Source organism: Amycolatopsis vancoresmycina (assembly GCF_000716785.1).
GTDB lineage: Bacteria > Actinomycetota > Actinomycetes > Mycobacteriales > Pseudonocardiaceae > Amycolatopsis > Amycolatopsis vancoresmycina.
Window position 1 is genome coordinate 84723 of record NZ_JNYY01000019.1, and the last position, 20915, is coordinate 105637.

At 72.7% G+C, this 20915-nt stretch carries 21 protein-coding genes; 8 read left to right on the forward strand and 13 right to left on the reverse strand.

All coding sequences use genetic code 11. From position 1 onward, the window contains the following. Positions 1–66: 66 nt before the first annotated feature. The 7 genes from OO60_RS35400 to OO60_RS35430 form a co-directional block, all read right to left on the reverse strand. Complete coding sequence (locus OO60_RS35400) at positions 67–945, reverse strand: CU044_5270 family protein (protein ID WP_033262993.1); 879 nt, start codon at positions 943–945, stop codon at positions 67–69. After that, the gene (locus OO60_RS35405) at positions 938–1528 is read right to left on the reverse strand and encodes an RNA polymerase sigma factor (RefSeq protein ID WP_033262994.1); all 591 of its coding nucleotides are present in this window, start codon (positions 1526–1528) and stop codon (positions 938–940) included. Before OO60_RS35405 ends, OO60_RS35400 begins: the two co-directional genes overlap by 8 nt. A 101-nt stretch (positions 1529–1629) precedes the next feature. Further along, the gene (locus OO60_RS35410; protein WP_003069607.1) at positions 1630–2103 is read right to left on the reverse strand and encodes a MarR family winged helix-turn-helix transcriptional regulator; all 474 of its coding nucleotides are present in this window, start codon (positions 2101–2103) and stop codon (positions 1630–1632) included. Positions 2104–2246: 143 nt separating this feature from the next. Beyond that, complete coding sequence (locus tag OO60_RS35415; protein ID WP_003069610.1) at positions 2247–2591, reverse strand: hypothetical protein; 345 nt, start codon at positions 2589–2591, stop codon at positions 2247–2249. Between the two features lie 116 nt (positions 2592–2707). Further along, a complete protein-coding gene (locus OO60_RS35420; RefSeq protein ID WP_033262995.1) occupies positions 2708–5845 on the reverse strand; it encodes a family 43 glycosylhydrolase in 3138 nt (1045 codons plus the stop codon). A gap of 207 nt (positions 5846–6052) precedes the next feature. Then, positions 6053–7042 carry a BUD32 family EKC/KEOPS complex subunit gene (locus tag OO60_RS35425; RefSeq protein WP_033262996.1) on the reverse strand — a complete coding sequence of 330 codons (990 nt, stop codon included), beginning with the start codon at positions 7040–7042 and terminating at the stop codon, positions 6053–6055. Positions 7043–7055: 13 nt separating this feature from the next. Beyond that, positions 7056–8117 carry an alcohol dehydrogenase catalytic domain-containing protein gene (locus tag OO60_RS35430; RefSeq protein WP_342341986.1) on the reverse strand — a complete coding sequence of 354 codons (1062 nt, stop codon included), beginning with the start codon at positions 8115–8117 and terminating at the stop codon, positions 7056–7058. A gap of 82 nt (positions 8118–8199) precedes the next feature. Between OO60_RS35430 and OO60_RS35435 the strand changes: the two genes are divergently transcribed. Next, positions 8200–8979: a helix-turn-helix transcriptional regulator gene (locus OO60_RS35435; protein ID WP_004560592.1), complete on the forward strand. Its 780-nt coding sequence runs from the start codon at positions 8200–8202 to the stop codon at positions 8977–8979. Here OO60_RS35435 and OO60_RS35440 read toward each other — a convergent pair. After that, entirely contained in the window at positions 8955–9536 is a 582-nt protein-coding gene (locus OO60_RS35440; RefSeq protein WP_004560591.1) for a TetR/AcrR family transcriptional regulator, read from the reverse strand. The genes OO60_RS35435 and OO60_RS35440 overlap by 25 nt on opposite strands. Positions 9537–9587: 51 nt before the next feature. Here OO60_RS35440 and OO60_RS35445 point away from each other — a divergent pair, with 51 nt between their 5' ends. Then, positions 9588–10583: a glycoside hydrolase family 113 protein gene (locus OO60_RS35445; protein ID WP_033262997.1), complete on the forward strand. Its 996-nt coding sequence runs from the start codon at positions 9588–9590 to the stop codon at positions 10581–10583. Here OO60_RS35445 and OO60_RS35450 read toward each other — a convergent pair. Further along, a complete protein-coding gene (locus OO60_RS35450) occupies positions 10574–11299 on the reverse strand; it encodes an alpha/beta fold hydrolase (RefSeq protein WP_033262998.1) in 726 nt (241 codons plus the stop codon). The two genes, OO60_RS35445 and OO60_RS35450, sit on opposite strands and share 10 nt — an antisense overlap. Before the next feature lie 191 nt (positions 11300–11490). Here OO60_RS35450 and OO60_RS35455 point away from each other — a divergent pair, with 191 nt between their 5' ends. The 3 genes from OO60_RS35455 (at position 11491) to OO60_RS35465 (ending at position 14567) form a co-directional block, all read left to right on the forward strand. Further along, positions 11491–12285, forward strand: a complete 795-nt coding sequence (locus OO60_RS35455; protein WP_033262999.1) for a hypothetical protein — start codon at positions 11491–11493, stop codon at positions 12283–12285. 38 nt (positions 12286–12323) lie between these two features. Continuing rightward, complete coding sequence (locus OO60_RS35460) at positions 12324–13622, forward strand: alpha/beta hydrolase (RefSeq protein WP_033263000.1); 1299 nt, start codon at positions 12324–12326, stop codon at positions 13620–13622. A gap of 69 nt (positions 13623–13691) precedes the next feature. Beyond that, positions 13692–14567: an LLM class F420-dependent oxidoreductase gene (locus tag OO60_RS35465; RefSeq protein ID WP_003077884.1), complete on the forward strand. Its 876-nt coding sequence runs from the start codon at positions 13692–13694 to the stop codon at positions 14565–14567. Here the strand turns inward: OO60_RS35465 and OO60_RS35470 are convergent. Next, positions 14564–15376: an alpha/beta fold hydrolase gene (locus tag OO60_RS35470; RefSeq protein ID WP_003077887.1), complete on the reverse strand. Its 813-nt coding sequence runs from the start codon at positions 15374–15376 to the stop codon at positions 14564–14566. The genes OO60_RS35465 and OO60_RS35470 overlap by 4 nt on opposite strands. A 70-nt stretch (positions 15377–15446) precedes the next feature. Here OO60_RS35470 and OO60_RS35475 point away from each other — a divergent pair, with 70 nt between their 5' ends. The 3 genes from OO60_RS35475 (at position 15447) to OO60_RS35485 (ending at position 18150) form a co-directional block, all read left to right on the forward strand. Then, complete coding sequence (locus tag OO60_RS35475; protein WP_033263001.1) at positions 15447–16046, forward strand: TetR/AcrR family transcriptional regulator; 600 nt, start codon at positions 15447–15449, stop codon at positions 16044–16046. Between the two features lie 69 nt (positions 16047–16115). Further along, entirely contained in the window at positions 16116–17342 is a 1227-nt protein-coding gene (locus OO60_RS35480) for a hypothetical protein (RefSeq protein WP_033263002.1), read from the forward strand. Positions 17343–17496: 154 nt separating this feature from the next. Then, complete coding sequence (locus tag OO60_RS35485) at positions 17497–18150, forward strand: GTP pyrophosphokinase (protein ID WP_003077895.1); 654 nt, start codon at positions 17497–17499, stop codon at positions 18148–18150. Here the strand turns inward: OO60_RS35485 and OO60_RS35490 are convergent, their stop codons facing one another. From OO60_RS35490 to OO60_RS35500, 3 genes are read right to left on the reverse strand one after another with little or no spacing between them, the layout of a single operon-like run. Next, positions 18151–18792 carry a TetR/AcrR family transcriptional regulator C-terminal domain-containing protein gene (locus OO60_RS35490; protein ID WP_003077898.1) on the reverse strand — a complete coding sequence of 214 codons (642 nt, stop codon included), beginning with the start codon at positions 18790–18792 and terminating at the stop codon, positions 18151–18153. Beyond that, on the reverse strand, positions 18789–20090 hold the full coding sequence (locus tag OO60_RS35495) for a cytochrome P450 (RefSeq protein WP_003077900.1): 1302 nt from the start codon (positions 20088–20090) through the stop codon (positions 18789–18791). Before OO60_RS35495 ends, OO60_RS35490 begins: the two co-directional genes overlap by 4 nt. 35 nt (positions 20091–20125) lie before the next feature. Continuing rightward, positions 20126–20788, reverse strand: coding sequence for a DUF998 domain-containing protein (locus tag OO60_RS35500; RefSeq protein WP_003077902.1), 663 nt, complete (start codon positions 20786–20788; stop codon positions 20126–20128). Between the last annotated feature and the right edge of the window lie 127 nt (positions 20789–20915).

Sequence of the window (20915 nt, forward strand, 5' to 3'; positions counted from 1 at the left end):
ACGGATGGGAGCGCCGAACGGTTGAGTGCCCGGCCGGGATCTCCCCGCCGGGCACTCGACCGCCCGTCAGGGGCGCTGGCCCACCTCGTCCACGAACGTCTTCACCGTCACCGCGCTCTCGGGCGTGCCCAGGAACTGGTACGTGGTGGCGTCGAAGACGAGCACCACCGGCTTCGCCTTCGGGCTCGAGCCGGGGGAAACCGGCCACGTGATCCCGACGCCGGGGCGGCCGGCGCCGTCGGTGACGTGGTCGAGCGCCGTCAGGCCCGGCACCCTCGCCGCCGCCTCGAACAGCGCGGCGTAGGACGCCGGCGGGAGGACCTGCTCGTAGGCCAGGCCGTAGACGTCCTTGCCCATGGAGTTGACGTCGCCCTTCCGGTCGCCTGCTCCGGCCTCGAGGTAGGCGAGCATCGCGTCGGCGGTCGTCGGCAGGTCCGTCCGGTAGACCGACCGCGGGGTGCAGTCCTGGAGCATTCCCTCCTTGCGGGGATCGTTCGTGCCGTACATCGGCGCCTTGCCGTTGCGGCAGCCCCCTTCCTTGAAGCCGGCGATCAGGCTGTCGCGGGTGCCGTCGACCGAAAACCAGACCTCGCGGACGTGGTGTTCCGGCTCCTCCGTCCGCACGTACAGGAACTGGTCGGGACGCGGCGGCTTGGCCGGCTCCTTGAGGGCCGTGCTCGCCGCCGCGGTCAGCACCTTCACCGGGTCGGCGTGCGCCACCCCGGCCCCGACGCCGACCTGGTCGGCGGGGGCCAGCGCGACGACGGCGGTGATCGCGGCGGCCAGGCCGATCGACGCGCCGGCGGCCCAGAAGAACCGGCCCGGCCGGCGCCGCCGTTCGCCGCGGGCCGCGGCCAGCAGCCGGTCCCGGGCGGGGGCGAGGTGCTCCGCCGACGCGAAGCCGATGGTGTCCGCGCGCTCGCGGATCAGGTCCAGGTCATCCATGAGCGGAGGTCTCCTTCACGAGGTCGAGGCGGCCGAGCTCGGCGCGGACGCGGCCGCGGGCCCGGTTGAGGCGTGATTTCACGGTGCCGACGGGAATGGCCAGCGCTTCGGCGACTTCCTGGTAGCCGAGCCCCTCCGCGGCGACGAGCAGCAGCACGTCCCGTTCGCGGGGCCGCAGCGCGGCCAGCGCCCGGTCGAGCCGCCGCCCGAGGGCCTGCGCGCTGACCTGGTCGGCCACCCGGTCGGCGTGCCCCTCTTCCGCGGGCGGCGGCCCGACGGCCAGCCGGAGCTTCAGTTCGCGCACCTCGGTCCGCCGCTGCCGGGCGACGAGGTTGGTGGCGATGCCGTAGAGCCACGGCCGGGCGTCGGACCGGTCCGGGTCGAACTTCGCCCGCTTGTCGAACGCGATCAGGAAGGTGTCCGCCAGGACGTCGTCGGCGGTGGTGGGACCGAGCCGCCGCGCGAGGTAGCGGTGGATGTGCCGCGAATGCCGGTCGAAGATGACCGCGAACAGGCTCGGCTGCTGCCGCGACCGCGCGATCACGCTCGCGTCGTCGTCGGCATCGGTGTCTTCCGGGGTCATCGCCCGCCTTTCGCTCCGGTCGGTGTCATCGGCTCTTCACGGACCGGGCGGATCGGGTTCCGGGATCACCGGCGTTCGGCGGCGAAAGTGACGCAGTTCACTCAGGCGCAGGGGTCGTCGTCGGCGAGCAGGCGGCGGTTCGCCTCGCCGAGGCCGTCGGCCAGCGCGGTCAGCTGGTCCGGGGTGAGGACGTCGATCAGGAGCTCGCGGACCAGGGCGACGTGGCCGGGGGCGGCCCGCTCGAGCCGGGTCGCGCCCTCGTCGGTGAGCACGGCGTAGACGGCCCGGACGTCGCTTTCGCAGGCGCGACGGCGCACCAGCCCGGCCTGTTCCAGCTGCCCGATCTGGTAGGTCAGCCCGCTCTTGGAGTTCGACACCGCGCAGGCGAGCTCGGCCATCCGCAGCTCGCGGTCCGGGGCGCCGCCGAGCCGGGCGAGGATCTCGTACTGCAGGTGGGACAGCCCGGCGTCGCGCTTGAGCTGCTGGTCCAGCCGCTGGTGGAGCAGGGTGGCGGTGGTGCGGAACGCGGCCCAGGCCCGCTGTTCGCCGTCGCTCAGCCACCGTGGACGACCCATGCCACCACGGTACCCGGTGTTCAAATTCGAACGGGCCTACCGCCGGGCCGCCGCCGTCGCCAGCTGTTCGGTGATCTCGGCGAGCAGCTCGCTCGCCGCCTTGTCGAGCGCGGCCAGGTCGGCCAGCGTCGTCTCGGTCGTCGTCACGGGCACAGTTCCTCCTCCACGGCGTCGTGCCGGGCGATGACGGCGGCGGCGAAGGCGGCGTGCACGCGGAGGTACTCCTGCAGGCCCACCGCGGAGTCCGCCCAGGTGTGCCAGCGGACGTGGGCTTCGGCGACGTCGATCTTCGCGGCCGCGGCGACGGCCGCGGGACTGGTGCCGGCGAGGATCGCCTGGTGCATGAGCGACGGTGACACGGTGTGGGCGAGCTCGGCCAGCGCGGCGAGGCGGGCGAGCTCGGCGAGGGCGTCGTGCGAGACCGGACGGCGCCGCGGCCGGGGGACCGGGCGGGAGTTCTCGAGGCCGTCGGTCAGGACGCTGGTCATCAAACGACTCCTGAGGCGGAAGCAGCTGAAGCAACCCGAACGGCGGATGTTTACCCCGGTCAAGCCGGGGTAAACACCGCCGCTCGTGATCTCCGTCTCATCAGGACGGGTGAGGCTCAGCTGAAGCGGACCGCCCCGCAGTGCCACGGGATGCGCTGCGGCCGCACGCTTTCCAGCGTCGGGACGACCGGGGCGATCGTCCCGTCGCGACGGAAGGTCAGCTTGTCGATCGTCGTTTCGCGGTGCGTGCCGTCGCCGCCCGGGATGCCGAAGCGGTGGTACGCCAGGTACCAGTCGTCGGTGCCGGGGACCTGCAGCATCGAGCTGTGCCCGGTGCCGAGGACGCCCAGGTGGGTGTCCTTGCTCAGGATCACGCCGCGGTTGGTGAACGGCCCGGTGGGGCTCGGCGCGGTGGCGTAACCGACGCGGTAGTCGGGGCTGCGGGTGTCGTCGATGGACCAGCTGAGGTAGTAGGTGCCCTTGCGCTCCACCATGAACAGCCCCTCGCGGAAGTCGTCGAGGCCGGTCAGGCGGGTGATCTTCGCCGGGTCGTAGGACACCATGTCGTCGTTCAGCGGGACGACGTAGGCGTTGCCGTTGCCCCAGTACAGGTACGGCTGTCCGGTGTGGTCGAAGAACACCGCCGGGTCGATGGCCTGGCCGCCGTCGGGGTTCGTCGCGATCAGCGGCTTGCCCGAGTCGACGAACGGCCCGGTCGGGGAGTCGCTCACCGCGACACCGATCTTGGCCTCGGCGCAGAAGTAGAAGTAGTACTTCCCGTTGTGCTTGGCGATCGTCGGCGCCCAGGCGTTCTTGTCCGCCCAGCCGACGTCCTTGCCGAGGTCGAGGATGACGCCCTCGTCCTTCCAGTCGACCAGGTTCTTCGACGACCACGCGGAGAACTTCGTGCCGCTCCAGCCGTCGAAGCCGTCGGTGGTCGGGTACAGGTAGTAGGTGTCGCCGAACGCGACGATGTTCGGGTCGGCGTGGTATCCCGGCAGCACCGGGCTGCGGGTTTCGTGCGCCTCGACCGTCCACACGCGACGGTCGCCGCCCGCGCCGGTGACCGTGAACTGCTTGGGCGAGCTGAGGTCCACCGGCTTGTCCGGCTTGATGGTCGCGCCCGGCGCCAGGCCGAACTTCGGCGCCAGCCGGCGCAGGTCGGTGCCCGGCTTGACGGGCAGCACGACCGTCCCGGCGCCGGCGTCGATGACCGCCGGTGTCTTCAGCGCGTCGAGCTGCACCGACCGGATCGCGGTGCTGTTCGACGGCAGCGTGGCGACCTCGGTCCCGGACAGCGCCCGGTTGTACAGCCGCACGTCCTTCATCTTGCCGGTCAGCGTCTTGTCGCCCGCGTAGGTCGAGCGGCCGAGGTAGTTCGCCGCCGTGACGCCGCCGCCGAGGTCGGCCGGCTTGATCGTGGCGTTGGCGTTGCGGCCCACTTCGACGCCGTCCAGGTAGAGCACCTCGACGCCGTTGCCGACCGTGAGCGTCACGTTCTTCCACACCCCGCGCGGCAGCCCGCCGCCGGAGTCCGCCCCCTGTTCGGTGGTCCAGTTCCCGGTCGCGATGGCGCCGCGGAAGCCGCCGCTCGCGGTGCCGCCGGTGGTGAACAGGTAGCCGTTGCCGGTGCCGTCCTTCGCCGTGTTCCCCAGGCCCCACAGGAAGTACGGCGTCTGCTGGTTCGGGTCGACCAGGACGTCGGCCGACACGGTGGCCGCGGCGGCGCCGGTGAGCAGGTTGTTCGGCAGCTGCACGTGCCCGTTCTTGCCGCCGAACGCGAGCGAGCCGCCGGCCCAGGAGACGTCACCGGCGAGGGCGCCGTCGTAGCCGTGGCCGGTGGTGTCGGCGGCGACCGTGCCCGACTTCGCGTCCAGCGGCCAGTGCGCGACCAGGCCCTTCGCGTCGGCCTGCACCGGCGCCGGGGGCGCGCTCAGCCGGTTCATCTCGGCCTGCGTGACCGGCAGGACGGTGCCGTGCCGCGGCGACGCGGGCAGGTGCGCACCGGTGGACATGGTCCACTGGCCGGAGTTCAGGTCGGTGGTCTCGAACGGGACGTACCCGCGGCCGCCGAACTCGTCGATGAACAGGTACCACTTGTTCTCGGTGTTGGACTTGAACCCGGTCGGCCCTTCGCCCGCGGAGAGGCCGGGACTGGTCGCGGTGGCCTTGCCGATGCAGTCGGCGACGAAGCCGTAGTGCGGGTCGAGCAGGTCGGTGGCCTTCTCCTCGGTGATGAACTTGCTGCACGGCGTCGAGGAGGTGTTGTTGCGCTCGTCCTTGGTGAAGCGGTAGTAGGTGTCCTGGTTCTTGATGACCGTCGAGTCGATCACCGAGTAGCCCGGGTCGATCCACACCTGCGGCGCGCTGAAGGTGACGAAGTCGCGCGTGGTCGCGTACATCATCCGGTTGTAGCTGTCCCCGGTGTGGTTCGGGTCGTTCTCCGCGTAGAGCTTCGAGGCCCAGTAGACGACGTAGGTCCCGCGCTTGGCGTCCCAGAACGCTTCCGGCGCCCAGGTGTTGCCCGCGGTCGGCGGCGAGACCTGCACGCTGCGCTGGCGCGACCAGTGCGCGAGGTCGGTGGACTCCCAGACCATGATCGACCGGCTCCCGGTCCGCTGCGCGGCGTCCCACCCGCGGCCGGCGTAGATCCGCAGGTCGGTGGCCAGCAGGTAGAACTTGTCGCCGTCGGGCGAGCGCAGGATGAAGGGGTCGCGCACGCCCAGTTCGCCGAGGCTCGACTTGAGCACGGGCCGGCCGTTGTTGAGCTCGCTCCAGTTCAGCGGGTCGTTGCCCTTGCTGAGCGCGGAGTAGATCTGCTCGCCGTCGGAGGTGCCTTCACCGGTGAAGTAGAAGAAGCTGTAGCCGGCGAGGGGTTCCTGGACCGGCTTGGGGACGACGGTGGCGGCGAACTTCCGCGTCGTGCTTTCGCGGCCCTGGCTGACCTTCGCGGTCAGGACGACCTTCGCGGGCGCGGCGCCGGTCGCCGGCCGGGTCACCTCGCCCGTGGGGGTGATGACGGAAGGAGCGGAGGACGTCCAGCTGACGCTGGTCCCGTCCGGACCGGCGGTGGGCAGGGTGAGGTTGCCGCGGACGTCGTCGACACCGGGCACGGAGAGCGCGCTCGCGGCGGCGCGGAGCGCGGTGCCGGCATCGGAGGGCGGAGCGGCACCGGCACCGGTGCTGCCGAGGGGCACGAGTGCGGCCGCGACGGCCAGCACGACGCCGAAACGGCGCGGGGAGAACAACTTCATCGTTGTCGGTTCCTTCGGGGCGCGTCGAGGACCAGCGCATGTTAACGTTAACATGATCTGGGGTACGCTGACTGTAGGTCGGTCTCGGCCGGTGGTCAAGAGCCGGACGGCTGCAGGGTCGTGAGTGGTAAGGCGCGTTCTAACGCGCCTTACCACTCACGACCCCGCAGCGGCGGCCGGGCTCGGCGGATTCGGGGCCGCCTTGGTCTACCCGGCGTCGGCGAGCCGGCGGGCGATCTCCCGGCCCGGATACGGCGTCTTCCGGCTTTCCCCGTGCAGCGCCACGTAGAACTCGTTCACCACCGCAGCCACCGGCGCGTAACGGCCCAGCAGTTCGCCTTCCTCCGCCGGGAGACCAGGCACCACCCGGCCCGCGGCGCACTCCCGGACGAAAGCGTGCCGGGTGCGGAAATCCGGCCCGCCGACCTGGCGCCGGGCGATCGTGTTGACCAGGTGCGTCAGCACGTACGCCCGGTCGTGCGTCGTGTGGGCGGCCAGGAACTCCGCCTCCGCGGCCGACAGTTCGAAGTCCGGGAACGCCGCGAGGCCGAAGTCGGTCAGGTGCAGCCGCTCGCCGTCGGTGAGGACGTTCGCGAAATGCGCGTCGAAGTGCTGGATGCCCTGGCCCGCCAGGAAGTCCGTGATCGCGCGCAGGTCGCGGTGGGCGACGCCGAGGTCGTCCGGGTGCTCGCCGAGCCGCTGCGCGAGGGTGCGTGGGACGTGCTCCAGGAACAGCACCAGGTCCGCCGTCGCGTCGTCGAGGGCTTCGAGCCGGCGGCGGACGCCCGGGTCGTCGTGCCAGAACGCGACGTCCGCGGCGCGGTCCGCGCGGGGGCGGGGCAGGCCCGGGAGGATGCGCCAGTGGTGCAGCAGCGGGAAGTTCTCGCACTGTCCAGAGTGGACCCACGCGCTCGCCGCGCGGTGGGCCGCCAGCTCGCGCCACGCCCCGCCGCCCGCCGAACCCACCCCGTAGTGGGACCACGGGGGCAGGCCGTACAGGTCCGCCGTCGAGCCTTCGTGCCGCCGCTCGACGTCGGTGAGGGGGACCCGCTTGACGAAGACGGGCTCGCCCGCCACGGTGAGCTCCCAGGTCGACCCGCCGATCCCGGTGGCCAGCGGGCGGGCGGCGGCCAGGACGTCGCCGGGGGCCGTCGCAAGCACCTCGGCGATCCGGGTGTGGCGGGCCAACCTCGTCATCCTTCGACGGTACTCACGGGCGGACCACCGTGACGGCGAGCCGCCGCGGGCCGTGCTCCGCGTGGTCGAGGGCCGCGGCGATGTCGTCGAGCGCGAACTCCGTGACGGAGAACTGCCCGAGGTCGAGCAGGCCCGCGCAGGCCAGGGCGATCAGGCTCGCGGGCGCCGTCCGCGGGTGCATCCACTGGCCGCGCAGCGTGATGCTGTTGCGCATCAGCCAGCGGTACGGCACGGCGAGGTCGTCGCCGACGCCGCCCATCAGCACGACCCGGCCCCGCTCGCGGACCGCCATCGCCGCGGCGAGCACGGGCGCGGGGCCCGCCGACGGCGGCAGCAGGTCGAGAACGACGTCGATCGGGCCCGGTGCCGCGCGGCGCAGGCTGTCGTCGTCGGCCAGGTGCACCGTCCGGACGCGCGGGCCGAACCGGCTCTCCAGGTCCGCCAAGGCGGCCTCGTCACGGCCGGGAGCCACCACGCACGCCGCGCCCATGGCCAGCGCGACCGCGACGCCCGCGCTGCCGAAGTGGCCGGTCGCGCCGCTCACCAGCACCGTTTCCCCGGCGCGGAGACCGGCCGCCAGCAGGCCGCCGTACGGAACCATGCAGACGGTCAGCGCGGCCCAGCGAGCGGCTTCGGCCGGCTCGAACGGCCCGAGCGGGACCGCGTTCTCCGTCGGCAGCAGGAGCTGCTCGGCGTACGCGCCGTGGCCGTAGTGCCGCTGCAGGAAGAGACCGCCGTCGCCGCGGCCGCTGAGGCCCTGGAGGGTGATGTCGGGGGTCAGTGCGTCGTCGCGTGACCGGATCGCCGGATCGCACAGCACCCAGTCGCCGGGGGCCAGGCGGGTCGCGTCCGGCCCGGTCGCGCGCACCCGGCCGATCGCCCCGGCCCCGGGCACGACCGGGAGCGTGAGCAGATAGTTCCGCTCGCCGCGGAACACCTCCGCCGCATACGGCAGCACCGGCGCCGCCACGACGTCGACGAGCACCTCACCCGTGCCCAGCACCGGCGCGGGAATCTTGTGCAGCGACAGCGGTTTGCCGAATTCTTCGAGCACCGCGGCTTTCATTTCGTCCATGACGACGATCGTCGGGCGAACCCGGCACCGCAACCAGCCCTGGTATCATCCTGGGATTGCCGAATGCCACGCGGAGGTCGTCATGCCGGACGCGGCCCGGGCCGGGCTGGGGGAGTTCCTGCGGTCCCGGCGCGAACGGCTCAGCCCGGCCGCGCTCGGGCTGCCGGACCGGCGACGGCGGCGGACACCGGGCCTGCGCCGCGAAGAGGTCGCCGAACTGGCCGGCATCGGCGTCGACTGGTACATCCGGCTCGAACAGGGCCGCACGGTCAGCCCGTCGTCCGAGACGGTCGAGGCGCTGGCGAGCGCCCTGCGCCTCGACCCCGCCGAGCGCGCCCACCTGCGGGAGCTGGCGCTGAACCCGGCCCGGACGCCGTTCACGCCCGAGCGGGTGCCCGAGGCCACCCGGCGGCTCGTCGAAAGCCTGACCGAGCCCGCGTACATCACGGGCCGCCGCTGGGACCTGCTGGCGTGGAACCGCGCGGCGGACGACCTGTTCGGCGATCTCGCCGCGAGCCCGGAAGCCGACCGGAACATCCTGGTCTGGCTGCTGCTCGGCGAGCGGTCCCGGCGGTTGTTCGGCGACGGCTGGGCCGCGCAGGCCCGGCACGTGGTCGCGCAGTTCCGCGCGGCGCACGACCTGTGGGCGGGCGATCCCGCGTTCACCGAGCTGGCGGCCCGGCTGCAGGCCGGCTGCCCGGAGTTCGCGGCGTGGTGGGGCCGCCACGACGTCGGCCACAGTGGACCCGGCCGGAAGACGCTGTACCGGCCCGAGCCGGAAGACTTCGACTACGCGACCTTCCAGGCCGCCGAAGACCCGGCGCTGCGCCTGACGATCTACGCGCCCACCAGGGGCAGGTAGACCTCGTCGACGAGCTCGACGAGCACGGCGTCGTCCACTGTGGTCAGTCCGCGGGTGAGGAACTCGTGGCGCAGCAGGTCGAGGGCCACGGTGGCGACGCGCGGGCGGCGGGCCCGGGGTGAGGCCTCGCCGCGGGCGACGGCTCGTTCGACGATCGCGAGCCAGGGTTTCGTACCGCTTTCGACGGCGTGCCGGTGCAGCTGTTCCCGCAGCTGCGGTTCGTCGCCGACACCGGTCAGGAGCCCGCGCAGGACCCGGGCGGCGGGGGAGGTCTGGCCGCAGTTGATCGCCCGCAGCAGGGCCAGCGCGTCTTCGCGGAGGCTGCCGGTGTCGGGTGGATCGAGGGTGTCCGCGGCCAGGTGGCGGTAGGCGGCGACGCCGAGCGCGGCCCGGTTCGGCCAGCGGCGGTAGATCGCGTTCTTGTTGGTGCCGGCGCGCTGGGCGACCCGTTCCATGGTCAGGCCGGGGTAGCCCGTTTCGGCGAGCTCCGTCGCGGCCGCGCGCAGGATCGCCTCCGCCAGCTCGGTGCCCCGGCGCCGGGTCCGCGGTGTCGCCATGGCACCAGTCTACGGTACGGTACGGACCGTACCTTAACGACTGGAGGGACTATGCGAGCCAAGGGCATCGGCTACGACACCGGGCTGGCGCGCGGCGGCCGGTTCAACCGCCCGTTCGACCCGGAGCTGGTCCGCCGCGAGCTGGCGATCATCCGCGACGACCTGCACTGCACGGCCGTCCGGCTGATCGGCACCGACCTCGACCGCATCGAATTCGCCGCCGTCGAGGCCGCGGCGCTCGGGCTGGAGGTGTGGTTCTCGCCGTTCCCGTGGGACCGCACGCCGGCGGAGATCCTGGACCTCCTCGCCGACGGCGCGGCCCGTGCCGAACGCCTGCGCCGCACGGGGGCTGAGGTCGTGTTCGTCACCGGCGCCGAGCTGAGCCTGTTCAACCACGGCTTCCTGCCCGGCGACGACATCCCCGCGCGGGTCTCGCACCTGCTGGCGTCACCGGAGCTGCGCGACAGCCTTCCGGTGCGGGTCAACGAGTTGCTCGCGCGTGCGGTCGAGTCGGTGCGGGCCCGCTTCGGCGGCCGCGTCACGTACGCGGCCGTTCCGCTGGAACGCGTCGACTGGACGCCCTTCGACATCATTTCGGTGGACGCCCACCGCTCCAAGGAGGTCGAGCACGTCTACCGCGAGGGCGTCCGGAGCCTGGTCGCGGCGGGCAAGCCGGTCGCGATCACGGAATTCGGCGTGACGCCGTACCGCGGCGCGGCGGACCTGGGCGCCCGCTGCGGCGAAATCCTCGAGTACGAAGACGACGTCCCGGTCCGGTTGACCGGCGAGTACGTCCGCGACGAGGAGGAGCAGGCCGGCTACCTCCGCGAACTCGTGGAAATCTTCACGGCGGAGGGCGTCGACGCGGCGTTCGCCTGCACGTTCGTCTGCTACGGGCTGGTGCACCGGGCGGACCCCCGGACCGACCTGGACATGGCGAGCTGGGGCGTGGTGAAGGTGCTGGAGGACGGGACGGGGACGACGTACCCCGGCGTTCCGTGGGAGCCCAAGGCGGCTTTTGGCGCGCTGGCGGACTGCTACGCCTGAGCCAGGAACTCCGCCATCGCCGTCGTCAGGGCCGCGCTGCTCATCGCCGTGAAGTGGGTGCCGGGCACCCGGGCGAACCGGCCGTTCGGGAGGGCCGCGGCGAGGGCGTCGGCGGTGGCGTGGCCGTCGTCCTCGTCGCCGACCAGGACCAGGGTGGGTGTCGTGATCCGGTGCAGGTCCGGCGTCGGCACGTGGGTGCCGAGGACGTGCCGCAGCGCCACCGGATCCCCGCCGCCCTGCCGGAGCCAGTACGCGGGCGACCCGGGCTCGACGGGCTCGCCGTCGATCAGGGCGGTCAGCGCGCGGTGGTAGGTGCCGGTGCGGGACGTCGTGCGCTGCACGGCGTCGAGGCCCTGGCCCGCCACGACCGCGCGGCCGGGGCGGGCACCGCGGGCGAGCAGGCGCAGCACCACCCGGCCGCCGTACGAATAGCCGCCCAGGTCGTACTCGCCGACGCCGAGGTGGGCGAGCAGCGCGAGGCCGTCGTCGGCGAGGACGTCGGGCGGGTACGCCGCCGGGTCGGCCGGGGCGGCGCTCGCCCCGTGGCCGCGCAGATCGGGGAGGATCACCCGGTGCCCGTGCTCCGCGAGCGTCGCCGCCGGGCCGAGCCAGTCGCGGCCGGAGCCGGTGAACCCGTGGAACAGCACCAGCACCCGCCCGGTGCCGAGTTCGCGGTAGGCGAGCTCCCGGCCGTCGCCCGCCCGGAATTTCTCCATGCCGCCCAGCGTACAGCGATCCGATGATTTCTTGGCGAACCACCGTCGCAACTGGGTTGGCGTTGACAAGTAGCCGTCGGCCTTCTACGTTCAAAGCGCAAGACATCGGATGTCCAGCCCGGTTTGCCGGGTCCGTCCGCCGACCGATGTGCACCCCTGCCGAACTGCTCGTCAGGAAGGACACACCGACGATGCCGGAATTCCCCCGCCGGACGGCCCTGCGATCCCTCGCCGTCTCGCTCCTCGCCGTCCCGATCGTGCTGGGTACGGCCGCCCCCGCCCACGCGGCCCCGCTGTGGCACCCCGACCCCGCCACCGACGGCCTGAAGGCCTTCGAGGGCATCGAGGCCGACCGCGGCAACCGCCACCCCGACCGCAAGTACGTGGTCGTCGAAGGCGATCACTACCGGTTCAACATCTGGAAGGACGACCGCGACACCACCGGCGGCGGCGACCGCCAGCGCACCGAGTCGAAAGGCATGGTGCAGAACGGTTCCCCGCTGAAGATGCACAACGGCGAGACGTGGACGATCTCCTACGAGATGTACATCCCGGCCTCGCTGCACGGGACCAGCAAGTTCACCCACATCTTCCAGACGAAGACGCCGTCGACCAACGGCGGCCCGTGGGTGACGCTGGACCTGACCCGCAGCGGCAGCAAGGAAATGCTCAACGCGCGCGCCTACGCCAACTCGGGTTCACCGAGCATCGCGGCCACGGACCTGTCGCCCCTGCGGGACAAGTGGATCACGATCGAGTGGACGTTCACGCCGGGCGCGAAGGGCAAGGCGGCGTGCGTCATCCGCAACGGCACCGGATCGGGTGCGCCGGTCGCCGCGCAGGGCAGCATGAGCAACGTGAACATCCCCGACCAGGGCGACTACGTCCGCCCGAAGTGGGGGATCTACCGGTCGGTCGAGAGCGCCTCCTCCGACATCCTCGACACCTACCTGCTGTTCCGGAACTACACGGCGGCGCGCAAGTAGCGTGGCGAAGCCCGCCGGTCCGGGGTGACACTGGCGGGATGAAGGTCGTCGACGGGCAGCGGAGCACCTACCGCCCGTCGACGGCCTCGCCACCGCCCCTGCGCCGCGGTCCGCTGCTGGTCACGGCCGTTTTCGCGGCGCTGGGCGGCGCCCTGATCCCGGCGGCCGCGGTGCCCGCGCTCTGGCGGATCTGGCAGCTTTACGCGATGTTGTTCGGCGCCGTCGCGGCCGTCGAACTCGTCGCCGTCGTCGCGGTGACCGGGTGGCCGACGCGCAAGACGGCGCACTTCGGCGCGCTGACGGCGTTCGGCGGCTTCGCCCTCTGGGTGCTGAGCAGGCCGCTGGGGCTGCTCACGCGGTTCGACCCCTGGCAGCCCGCGGACACGGTCGCCGGGTTCACCGACTGGGTGGCCGCCGGGCTGCAGGTCGTCGCGGTGGCCGGCTTCCTGGTCGTGGCCCGGCGCCGGGCGCACCCCCGCCCCTCGGCGCTGCGGCGCGTGTCGGCGTGGATCGTGCTGTTCCCGGTGCTGCTGCTGGTCATCGTGACCGGTGCGGCGGGCACCCTCGCGGCCAGGGACGGCCTCACCGGCACCAGCGCTTCGACGCTGCTCGACAGCGGCCCGGGCACGGTCGAATACTGCCGTCCCGGCGGGATCCCGCTGGCGATGGACATCGCCCGGCGGCCGGGCGGCCCGCCGGCCCCGGTGGTGCTCTTCCTGCACGGCGGCGGACTGGTCTTCGGCAACCGCAAACCCACCGGCCCCGGCGCCCTGCTCGACGGCTCCCGGGCCGGCCCGCTGCGCGACGAGCTGACGGCCCGCGGGTTCGCGGTCGCCGCGATCGACGTCCGGCTCGCCCCCGCGGCACCGTGGCCGGCCCCGCTCGCCGACGCCCGGTGCGCGGTCCGGTTCCTCAAGGCCAACGCGGCCGCCTTGGACGTCGACCCGGCCCGGATCGCGGTGTTCGGCACCGGCACGGGCGGCACGCTGGCGTCCCTGCTCGGCGTCGAACGCGGACCGGACACCGGCCAGTACGCCGGTCAGGACAGCACGGTCCGCGCGGTGGCCGCGGTTTCGGCCCCCGCGGACTTCGACCTCGCGGGCCTGGACCCGCGCACCCGCGCGTCGATCCTCCTCGCGCTCGGCCGTTCACCCGCGACGCTGCAGGCGGCGAGCCCGCTGGCGCACGCCGGCCCGGGCGCCCCGCCGTTCCTGCTCGACGGCGGCCGCAAGTCGGGCGAGCTCGCGGCCCGGCTGCGCGCGGCCGGGGTTCCGGTGACCGAAGGCCCGGTGTCCGATCGCGACATCGCCGCGTTCTTCGCCGCGGCCGCGGCGTGAAGACTTGCGCTGGAGCGCGCTCCAGGTCCTAGCGTGGGGCCACACCGACCACGTCAGGAGCACGTTCCCATGGAACTCGGTTTCCACCTCCCCATCTTCGACATCGACGGCGGGACCACCGCCATCGCCGGTGAGCTCGCCCGCGTGGGAGCCGCCGCGGAGGAGGCCGGGGCGACCTGGCTGTCCTTCATGGACCACTACTTCCAGATCGAGCCCACCGGCCTGCCCGCCGAGGCGCACATGCTGGAGGGCTACACGACGCTCGGCTACCTCGCCGCGCACACGTCCCGGATCGACCTGGGCCTGCTCGTCACCGGCGTGACCTACCGGCACCCCGGCCTGCTCGCGAAGATCGTCACCACGCTCGACGTCCTGTCCGGCGGCCGGGCCACCCTCGGGATCGGCGCCGCCTGGTTCGAACGCGAGCACCAGGGGATGGGCGTGCCGTTCCCGCCGGTCGCCGAGCGGTTCGAGCGGCTGGAGGAGACCCTGCGCATCTGCCGGCAGATGTGGGACCCGGCGGACAACGGCCCGTTCGAGGGCAAGCACTACCGGCTGGCGGAGACGCTCTGCTCGCCGCAGCCGATCAACCGGCCCCGGGTGCTCATCGGCGGCGCCGGCGAGCGCAAGACCCTCCGGCTGGTCGCGCAGTACGGCGACGCGTGCAACCTCTTCGGCAGCTCGCCGGCCGACGTCGAGCACAAGCTGGACGTGCTGCGCCGCCACTGCGACGACGTCGGCCGCGACTACGACACGATCCGCAAGACGATCCTGGCGAACAACCCGCGGCCGACGCCGGAAACCCGCGACGACTTCGTCCGCTCGATGGCCGACTACGCGAAGCTGGGGGTGCAGACGGCGATCGTCACCCCGACGACCGGCTCGCCCGCCGCGTGGATCGAGGGCATGGCGCCGGCGGTGCCGCAGCTGGCCGAACTCGGCTAACCGGCCAGGATCCGCGCGGTGACCAGCTCCGGCCGTTGCAACGGCAGGGCGTGGGTCGCCCGCGGCACGATTTCGACGTCGAACAGCGGGTTGAGCGCCTGCACCCGCTGTTCGACTTCGCGCGCGGTGTGGATGACGCTGCGCTCGCCCAGGACGAGGCGGACGGGGACGGTGATCGCGCGCAGCTGGTCGTCGCTGAACAGGTACTGCGCCGGGTGGTGGGCGCGGTACTTCAGGCCGCCGAACAGCAGCGGGCGGAAGGTGCGCCGGACCGCCGCGCGGGGGCGGGGGTCGAACCAGGTCGCGATTTCCCGCACGCTCCACCGGATGAAGCTCCACCCGATCGGCGCGAAGCCGGGCGGCTCGACGGCGACCACGCCCGCGATCCGGTCCGGGCTGCGGGCGGCGAGGGTGAGCGCCAGCCACGCCCCGCGGGACACCCCGGCCAGCAGGAATTTTTCGTGGCCGAGCGCGTCGAGGACGTCGGCCAGCCAGTCGGCGCAGTCGTCCCCGGTTCCGGTGGCGCGTGTCTGGTGTGACCGGCCGGGTTCGCCGATCGTGTCGACGGCGTACACGCGGTGGTGCGCGGCGAGGTCGGCGACGTGCGGGTACCACGACAGGGACGTGCCCATGGCACCGGACAGCAGCACGATCGGCGGTCCTTCGTCACCGCTCGCCCGGACGCGGGTCGGCCCGTAGCGCGTGGTTACGTCGAGGTCCTGCACCGGCACGGGCCAGAGAGCAGCGATTCTGTCGTACGCGGCCAGGTACCGCTCTTCGCTGCGTGCGTTCTTGAATGCGCCGATCATGATCCCTCCCCAGGTTTCATGGTGCAGATGCACGATAACAGATCGTGGCCAGTTGTGGCAGAGTGATCGCGTGCCGAAACGCGTGGACCACCAGCAGCGCCGTGGTGAGATCGCGGAGGCGCTGTTCCGGGTCGTCGCCCGGGGTGGGGTGCCGGCGGTGACGCTGCGTGCCGTCGCGGCGGAGGCCGGGATCTCGATGAACCTGGTCCAGTACTACTTCCCGGCCAAGGAGGCCATGCTGCGGTTCGCCTGGCGGCGGGTGGTGGAGCTGAGCGTCGAACGGGCGGCGGCCGAGGTCGGCCGCGCGCTGGAGACCGGCGACGAACGTGCGGTGGTGCGGGCGTACCTGGCCGCGGTGCTGCCGTCCGACGACCGCACGCGCCTGCTGGCGGCGGTCCAGATCGCGTACTTCGCCGCCGACGTCACCCGCGGCGGCCCGCACCCGGACGAAGAAGCGTTGCTGCCGCACCTGGTGCGCGGCCTGACCGAGCAGATCGCGGTGGCGCAGCGGGGAAAGCGCGTCAGCGCAGCACTGGACGCAGGCATGGAGGCCGGCGCCCTCGCCACGATGGCCGCCGGTCTCGTGACCGGAATCCTCGGGGGAGCTTACACCGCCGAAGCGGCTTTCGCTCTCGTCGACTACCGGATCGCGCAATTGTTCCGTCCATAAAGGACGGTGAACCGACCGGCCGGCGCGGCCGTGTGCCCGGGTGAGGTGGCGACCCGAAAGGAGGGGCTGATGCCCCACACGCGCACCGCAGGACGACACCGCAAACCCGCGACGATCGGGCTGGCGGCGCTGCTGGGAGTCGCGGGCGCAACCGCGACGGCCATCGCCCTGACCAGCCCGGCGGGCAACGCGGCGACGGAGAACTGCGGCGGCCTGGACACGGCGTTGCAGAACAACCTGAGTTTCATCGCGGGCCAGCAGGCGGCCCCGGACGCCCAGTCGCCGGCCCGCATCGCCAACCGCCAGGCGGTGGTCGCCCAGATCCAGCAGCGGCGCGAGGCCGCGGGCTGCGCGGGCCAGGTGAAGGCGAACGAGGTGGTGGCCCAGTGCGCGGCCATCGCCGAAGCGGCCCAGAACGCGGTGGCCGACGGTGGTATGGCGGGCCGGAAGGCCGCGGCCGGCAAGGGCCAGGAGAAGGGCATGGCCGGCGTCGACGAGAACGGCATGGCGGGCAAGAAGAACGCGGCGGCCGGGAACGGCGAGGCCGACGAGAACGGCATGGCCGCGGAGAACGACGCGGCGGGCATGAACGGCATGGCGGCGAAGAAGGGCGCGGCGGCCAAGAAGGGTGCTGCCGACGGAAACGGCAAGGCCGGTCGGCAGAACGCGGCTGATCAGGACGCCGCTGCCGCCTGCGAGGTGGTCCAGAAGTGCGTGGCCCAGGCCGCCGGTGCGGCCGACGCCAACGGGATGGCGAACCAGAACGGCAAGGCCGCCGACCAGAACGGCATGGCCGACGAGAACGGCATGACCGAGCAGAACGGTATGGCCGGTAAGAGCAAGGCCGCCGACCAGAACGGCATGGCCGACGAGAACGGTATGGCCCAACAGAACGGCATGGCCGGTAAGAACATGGCCGCCGACCAGAACGGCATGGCCGACGAAAACGGTATGGCCCAACAGAACGCCATGGGCGGCAAGAACAAGGCCGCTGACCAGAAGGGCATGGCCGCGCAGGAAGGCATGGCCGGCCAGAACGGCAAGCAGGATGCCGCCGACCAGAACGGCATGGCCGCCCAGCAGAACGCGGCCGAGCTCTCCGCGCAGGACTGCGCGGCCCTCCTGAACTGCGTCTCCCAGGCCGCCGATCCCGCTGCCGCGGCGCAGCAGCCGGGCATGGCCGCCGAGGACAAGAAGGCCAAGAACAAGAAGTCCGGCGTCGATGCCGGTGCGGTCGCCGCCCAGTGCGTCGCCGCCGGCACGGCCTCGGCCGAAACGGTTCCCATGGGGCGCTGACCGGCCCCCGGCCCGGACCGGGCGACCCCCGGTCCGGGCCGGAAACCGCCCCGATCCGGTGACCGGCGGGAACTCCGGCACGTCGCCGTTCGTTCACCACGCAGAGCGCAGTACCCTGGCGTTCGGAAACGACCGACGACAGCACGAGGCTTCAGTGACCACCGACCCGGCGGCCGAGGACGCTTCCCTGCGCGAGGCGGCCGACGAGCTCGTCGTCGCCGGGCAGCTCCCGCGGTTCCTCCTGATGTACAAGTTCGCCATCGAAGAGCTGATGACGAAGCTGCGGATCCTCAGTGAGGAGTTCGACTTCGTCCACCAGCACGACCCGATCGAGCACATCACGAGCCGGGTGAAGCGGCCCGAGGCGATCAAGGAGAAGGTGCACCGCCGCGGGCTCGGCGGCGACTGGGTCTCCGCCGCCCACGTCCTCGACGACATCGCCGGGATCCGCGTGGTCTGCCCGTTCGTCTCCGACGTCTACGAGGTCGCGCGCATGCTCACCGCGCAGGACGACGTCGAGCTGCTGCGCACCAAGGACTACGTCGCGAGCCCGAAGGCGAACGGCTACCGCAGCCTGCACCTCATCGTCCGCATCCCGGTGTTCCTCTCCGACCGCGTCGAAAAGGTCAAGGTGGAGGTGCAGCTGCGCACGATCGCCATGGACTTCTGGGCGGCGGTCGAGCACAAGCTGTCGTACAAGTACCGCGACAGCGTGCCCGCCGACTTCGCGGGCGAGCTCGCCGCGGCGGCCAGGACCGCCGCCGACCTCGACGCCCGGATGGCCGCGCTGCACGAACGCATCCGCTAGCTAGCGCGGCGCCATCGCGCCGAGGGCGTCGAGCAGGATCCGCAGCCCGAATTCGAACTCCGCTTCGTGGTCGCACACGGCCAGGAACGGCGCCGCCGCGGCCACCGCGGGCAGCCCGGTTCCTTCGAGGTCCGCGAGCCGGCGGCCGCTGTACGTCGGTGCGGTTTCGACTTCCCGCATCAGCGTGCCGATCAGGAACGCCAGCACGGTCCGCAGCCCGTGCACCGCGCGGTCCGGCGGGAACCCGGCCGCGAGCAGCGGCGCGAGCACGGCTTCCACCGGCGCCAGCGCCGTCATCGACGCGAGCCGCCGGGTGAGCACCAGCGGTGCCGCGCGCGCGTGGCCGAGCATCGCGGCGCGGAACCCGTGCGCCAGCGCGGACATCGTCTCCCGCAGGTCCGCGTCCGGCGGCGGCGCGGGGATCGCGGCCAGCAGGACCTCGGCGATCCCGTCGAGCAGCGCGTCCTTGCCGTCGACGTGGTTGTACAGGCTCATCGGGTCGACGCCGAGCCGGCGGGCGAGCTTGCGCATGCTCACGGCGTCCAGGCCCACTTCGTCGACGAGCGCGAGGGCTTCCCGCAGGATCCGTTCCCGCGACAGGCTCCCGGTGTCCTTGGGCGGACGTCCGCGGCGGCCGGTCACGGAGCGAGCACCGCGGGCAGGTGCTCGAAGCCGCGCAGGATCCGCGTCGACCGGCGGCGGCCGCCGGGCAGCACGCGCAGCCCGGGGAACCGGTCGAAGATCGTGCGCAGCCCGATCTCGCCCTCCATCCGCGCCAGCGAGGCACCCAGGCAGTGGTGGCGGCCGGCGCCGAACGACACGTGGTCGCGCGCGCCGGCCCGGCTGACGTCGAAGACGCCCGGGTCGGCGAACACCCCGGGATCGCGGTTGGCGCCGGCCAGCACGGTGGTCACCAGCGCCCCGCGCGGCAGCGGCACCCCGGCGACCTCGGTGGCGCGCGTGGCCAGCCGCCCGGTCAGCAGGACCGGCGGGTCGTAGCGGAGCACCTCCTCGACGGCGTTGCCCCACAGTTCGGGCCGTTCGCGCAGCACGGCGAGCTGGCCGGGGTCGCCGGCGAGCAGGGCGATCCCGCTGCCGAGCAGGTTGACGGTCGTTTCGAAGCCGGCCGCCAGCACCAGGCCGGCGGTGGACTTCAGCTCGGTTTCGGTGAGCCCGACCCCGCCGTCGCGGGCGGCGACGAGCTTGCTGAACAGGTCGTCGCCGGGGTGCCGGCGCAGGTGGTCGAGGTGTTCGCCGAGCCAGGTGTCGAACTCGGCGAGCGCGGTCTCGACGTCGCGGAAGGTCCGCCAGCCGAGCCCGAGGTCGAGGCTGGGCGCGGCGGCCGCGCCGAGGGACAGCACCTTGCCGAGGTCGGACGGCGGCACGCCGAGGATCTCGCTGATGACCGTCACCGGCAGCAGACCGCAGTAGGCCTCGACGAGGTCGAGCGGCCGCGCGGGGTCGAGCCCGTCGAGGAGGCCGTCGGCGATTTCCTGCACGCGGCCGCGCAGCTGTTCGACGGCCCGCACGGTGAACACGCCGGTGACGAGCTTGCGGTACCGCGTGTGCTCGGGCGGGTTGACGGCGAGCAGCGACGGCGGCCGCACGGGGTGCAGGTGCTGCGCGGCCGACCAGTCGGCGAGCCGCCCGAGCGCGGAGCCGTCGGACCCGATGATCCCGACCCGGAAGTCGTCGCTGGAGAGCACCTCCCGCACGGCGGCGTGCGTGGTGGTCATCCACCCGAACCGCGTCCGCGCCAGGGGCCCGGCGGCCCGGATCTCTTCGAAGAGCGAGGTGAGATCCCGCCCGTCGGCCGCGGCGACGACCATGCGTCCCTGCAGGTCCCCGCGCCGGGCCTCGCGGCGCAGGACGGTGCGGGGGAGCGCATGGCCGAGCCCCCAGCGCACGACGGGTTTCGTCCAGGCCAGGGCTCCGGTCATGACAGTCCCTCCGGTCGGCGTGCCTACAGTGTAGGTTATCGCCGGCCGGGCGAGGTGTGGGCGAAGCCGGGGCCCACCGGTGCCAGCAGCACCGCCAGCGCGATCAGCTCCGTCAACGCCATCCCGCGTTCCACCAGCCCGAGCGGGATCAACGTCCACCACCGCCCACCCTCGACGGCCGCGACCACCACCGCGCCCAGGATCACCGCGAACCAGCCCAGCGACGCCACCGCCAGCACCCGCGCCAGCAGGCGGCGTCCCGGCGAGGACGGGAACGCCGCCCGCGCCGCCACCAGGACCGCCAGCGGCAACGCCACGAACGCCACCACGCTCGCGATCCGGTGCAGCGTGCCGCCGAAGTCCGCGCGGGAGACCGTGGCCCAGTCTGGCTTGGGGAACGCCACGATGACCAGCAGCCCGACTGTCCACAGTGTCCCCAGGATCGCCGCCGGTACCGGCAGCCGCCCTTGGCGCTGCAGCACCGCCAGTCCCGCCGCCGAGCCCAGGGCGACCAGGACCACCGCCAGGTCGAACACCCACTTGTGGTCGGACAGGCCGTACTCGCTGATCGTGCGGCGGGTGACGCTGATTTCGTCCGTCGGCGGGATGACCTGCAGCAGCAGCACCAGACCCGCGCCGACCACCAGCGCCGCGATGCCGGCCAGGGAGACCGCTCGTCGCGCAGGGATCGTGACCATGGACCGACAGTAGCCGACCGGTGGTTGAACTCCTCGTGAAAAAGGGCTGGTCAGCGTGTACGACTTACGGCGGTTACCGCAGCCGGATTTCCTCCATTATGGTCGCTCGCTACCGGTAGGTCCGTCC

Coding starts and splice junctions, on each gene's coding strand:
- OO60_RS35415 (WP_003069610.1), bottom strand. CDS start 2,591: ATGACCAGCGTCCTGACCGACGGCCTCGAGAACTCCCGCCCGGTCCCC.
- OO60_RS35430 (WP_342341986.1), bottom strand. CDS start 8,117: ATGGACGAAATGAAAGCCGCGGTGCTCGAAGAATTCGGCAAACCGCTG.
- OO60_RS35460 (WP_033263000.1), top strand. CDS start 12,324: ATGAAGGTCGTCGACGGGCAGCGGAGCACCTACCGCCCGTCGACGGCC.
- OO60_RS35410 (WP_003069607.1), bottom strand. CDS start 2,103: ATGGGTCGTCCACGGTGGCTGAGCGACGGCGAACAGCGGGCCTGGGCC.
- OO60_RS35440 (WP_004560591.1), bottom strand. CDS start 9,536: ATGGCGACACCGCGGACCCGGCGCCGGGGCACCGAGCTGGCGGAGGCG.
- OO60_RS35425 (WP_033262996.1), bottom strand. CDS start 7,042: ATGACGAGGTTGGCCCGCCACACCCGGATCGCCGAGGTGCTTGCGACG.
- OO60_RS35470 (WP_003077887.1), bottom strand. CDS start 15,376: ATGATCGGCGCATTCAAGAACGCACGCAGCGAAGAGCGGTACCTGGCC.
- OO60_RS35465 (WP_003077884.1), top strand. CDS start 13,692: ATGGAACTCGGTTTCCACCTCCCCATCTTCGACATCGACGGCGGGACC.
- OO60_RS35420 (WP_033262995.1), bottom strand. CDS start 5,845: ATGAAGTTGTTCTCCCCGCGCCGTTTCGGCGTCGTGCTGGCCGTCGCG.
- OO60_RS35500 (WP_003077902.1), bottom strand. CDS start 20,788: ATGGTCACGATCCCTGCGCGACGAGCGGTCTCCCTGGCCGGCATCGCG.
- OO60_RS35400 (WP_033262993.1), bottom strand. CDS start 945: ATGGATGACCTGGACCTGATCCGCGAGCGCGCGGACACCATCGGCTTC.
- OO60_RS35405 (WP_033262994.1), bottom strand. CDS start 1,528: ATGACCCCGGAAGACACCGATGCCGACGACGACGCGAGCGTGATCGCG.
- OO60_RS35445 (WP_033262997.1), top strand. CDS start 9,588: ATGCGAGCCAAGGGCATCGGCTACGACACCGGGCTGGCGCGCGGCGGC.
- OO60_RS35495 (WP_003077900.1), bottom strand. CDS start 20,090: ATGACCGGAGCCCTGGCCTGGACGAAACCCGTCGTGCGCTGGGGGCTC.
- OO60_RS35480 (WP_033263002.1), top strand. CDS start 16,116: ATGCCCCACACGCGCACCGCAGGACGACACCGCAAACCCGCGACGATC.
- OO60_RS35455 (WP_033262999.1), top strand. CDS start 11,491: ATGCCGGAATTCCCCCGCCGGACGGCCCTGCGATCCCTCGCCGTCTCG.
- OO60_RS35435 (WP_004560592.1), top strand. CDS start 8,200: ATGCCGGACGCGGCCCGGGCCGGGCTGGGGGAGTTCCTGCGGTCCCGG.
- OO60_RS35450 (WP_033262998.1), bottom strand. CDS start 11,299: ATGGAGAAATTCCGGGCGGGCGACGGCCGGGAGCTCGCCTACCGCGAA.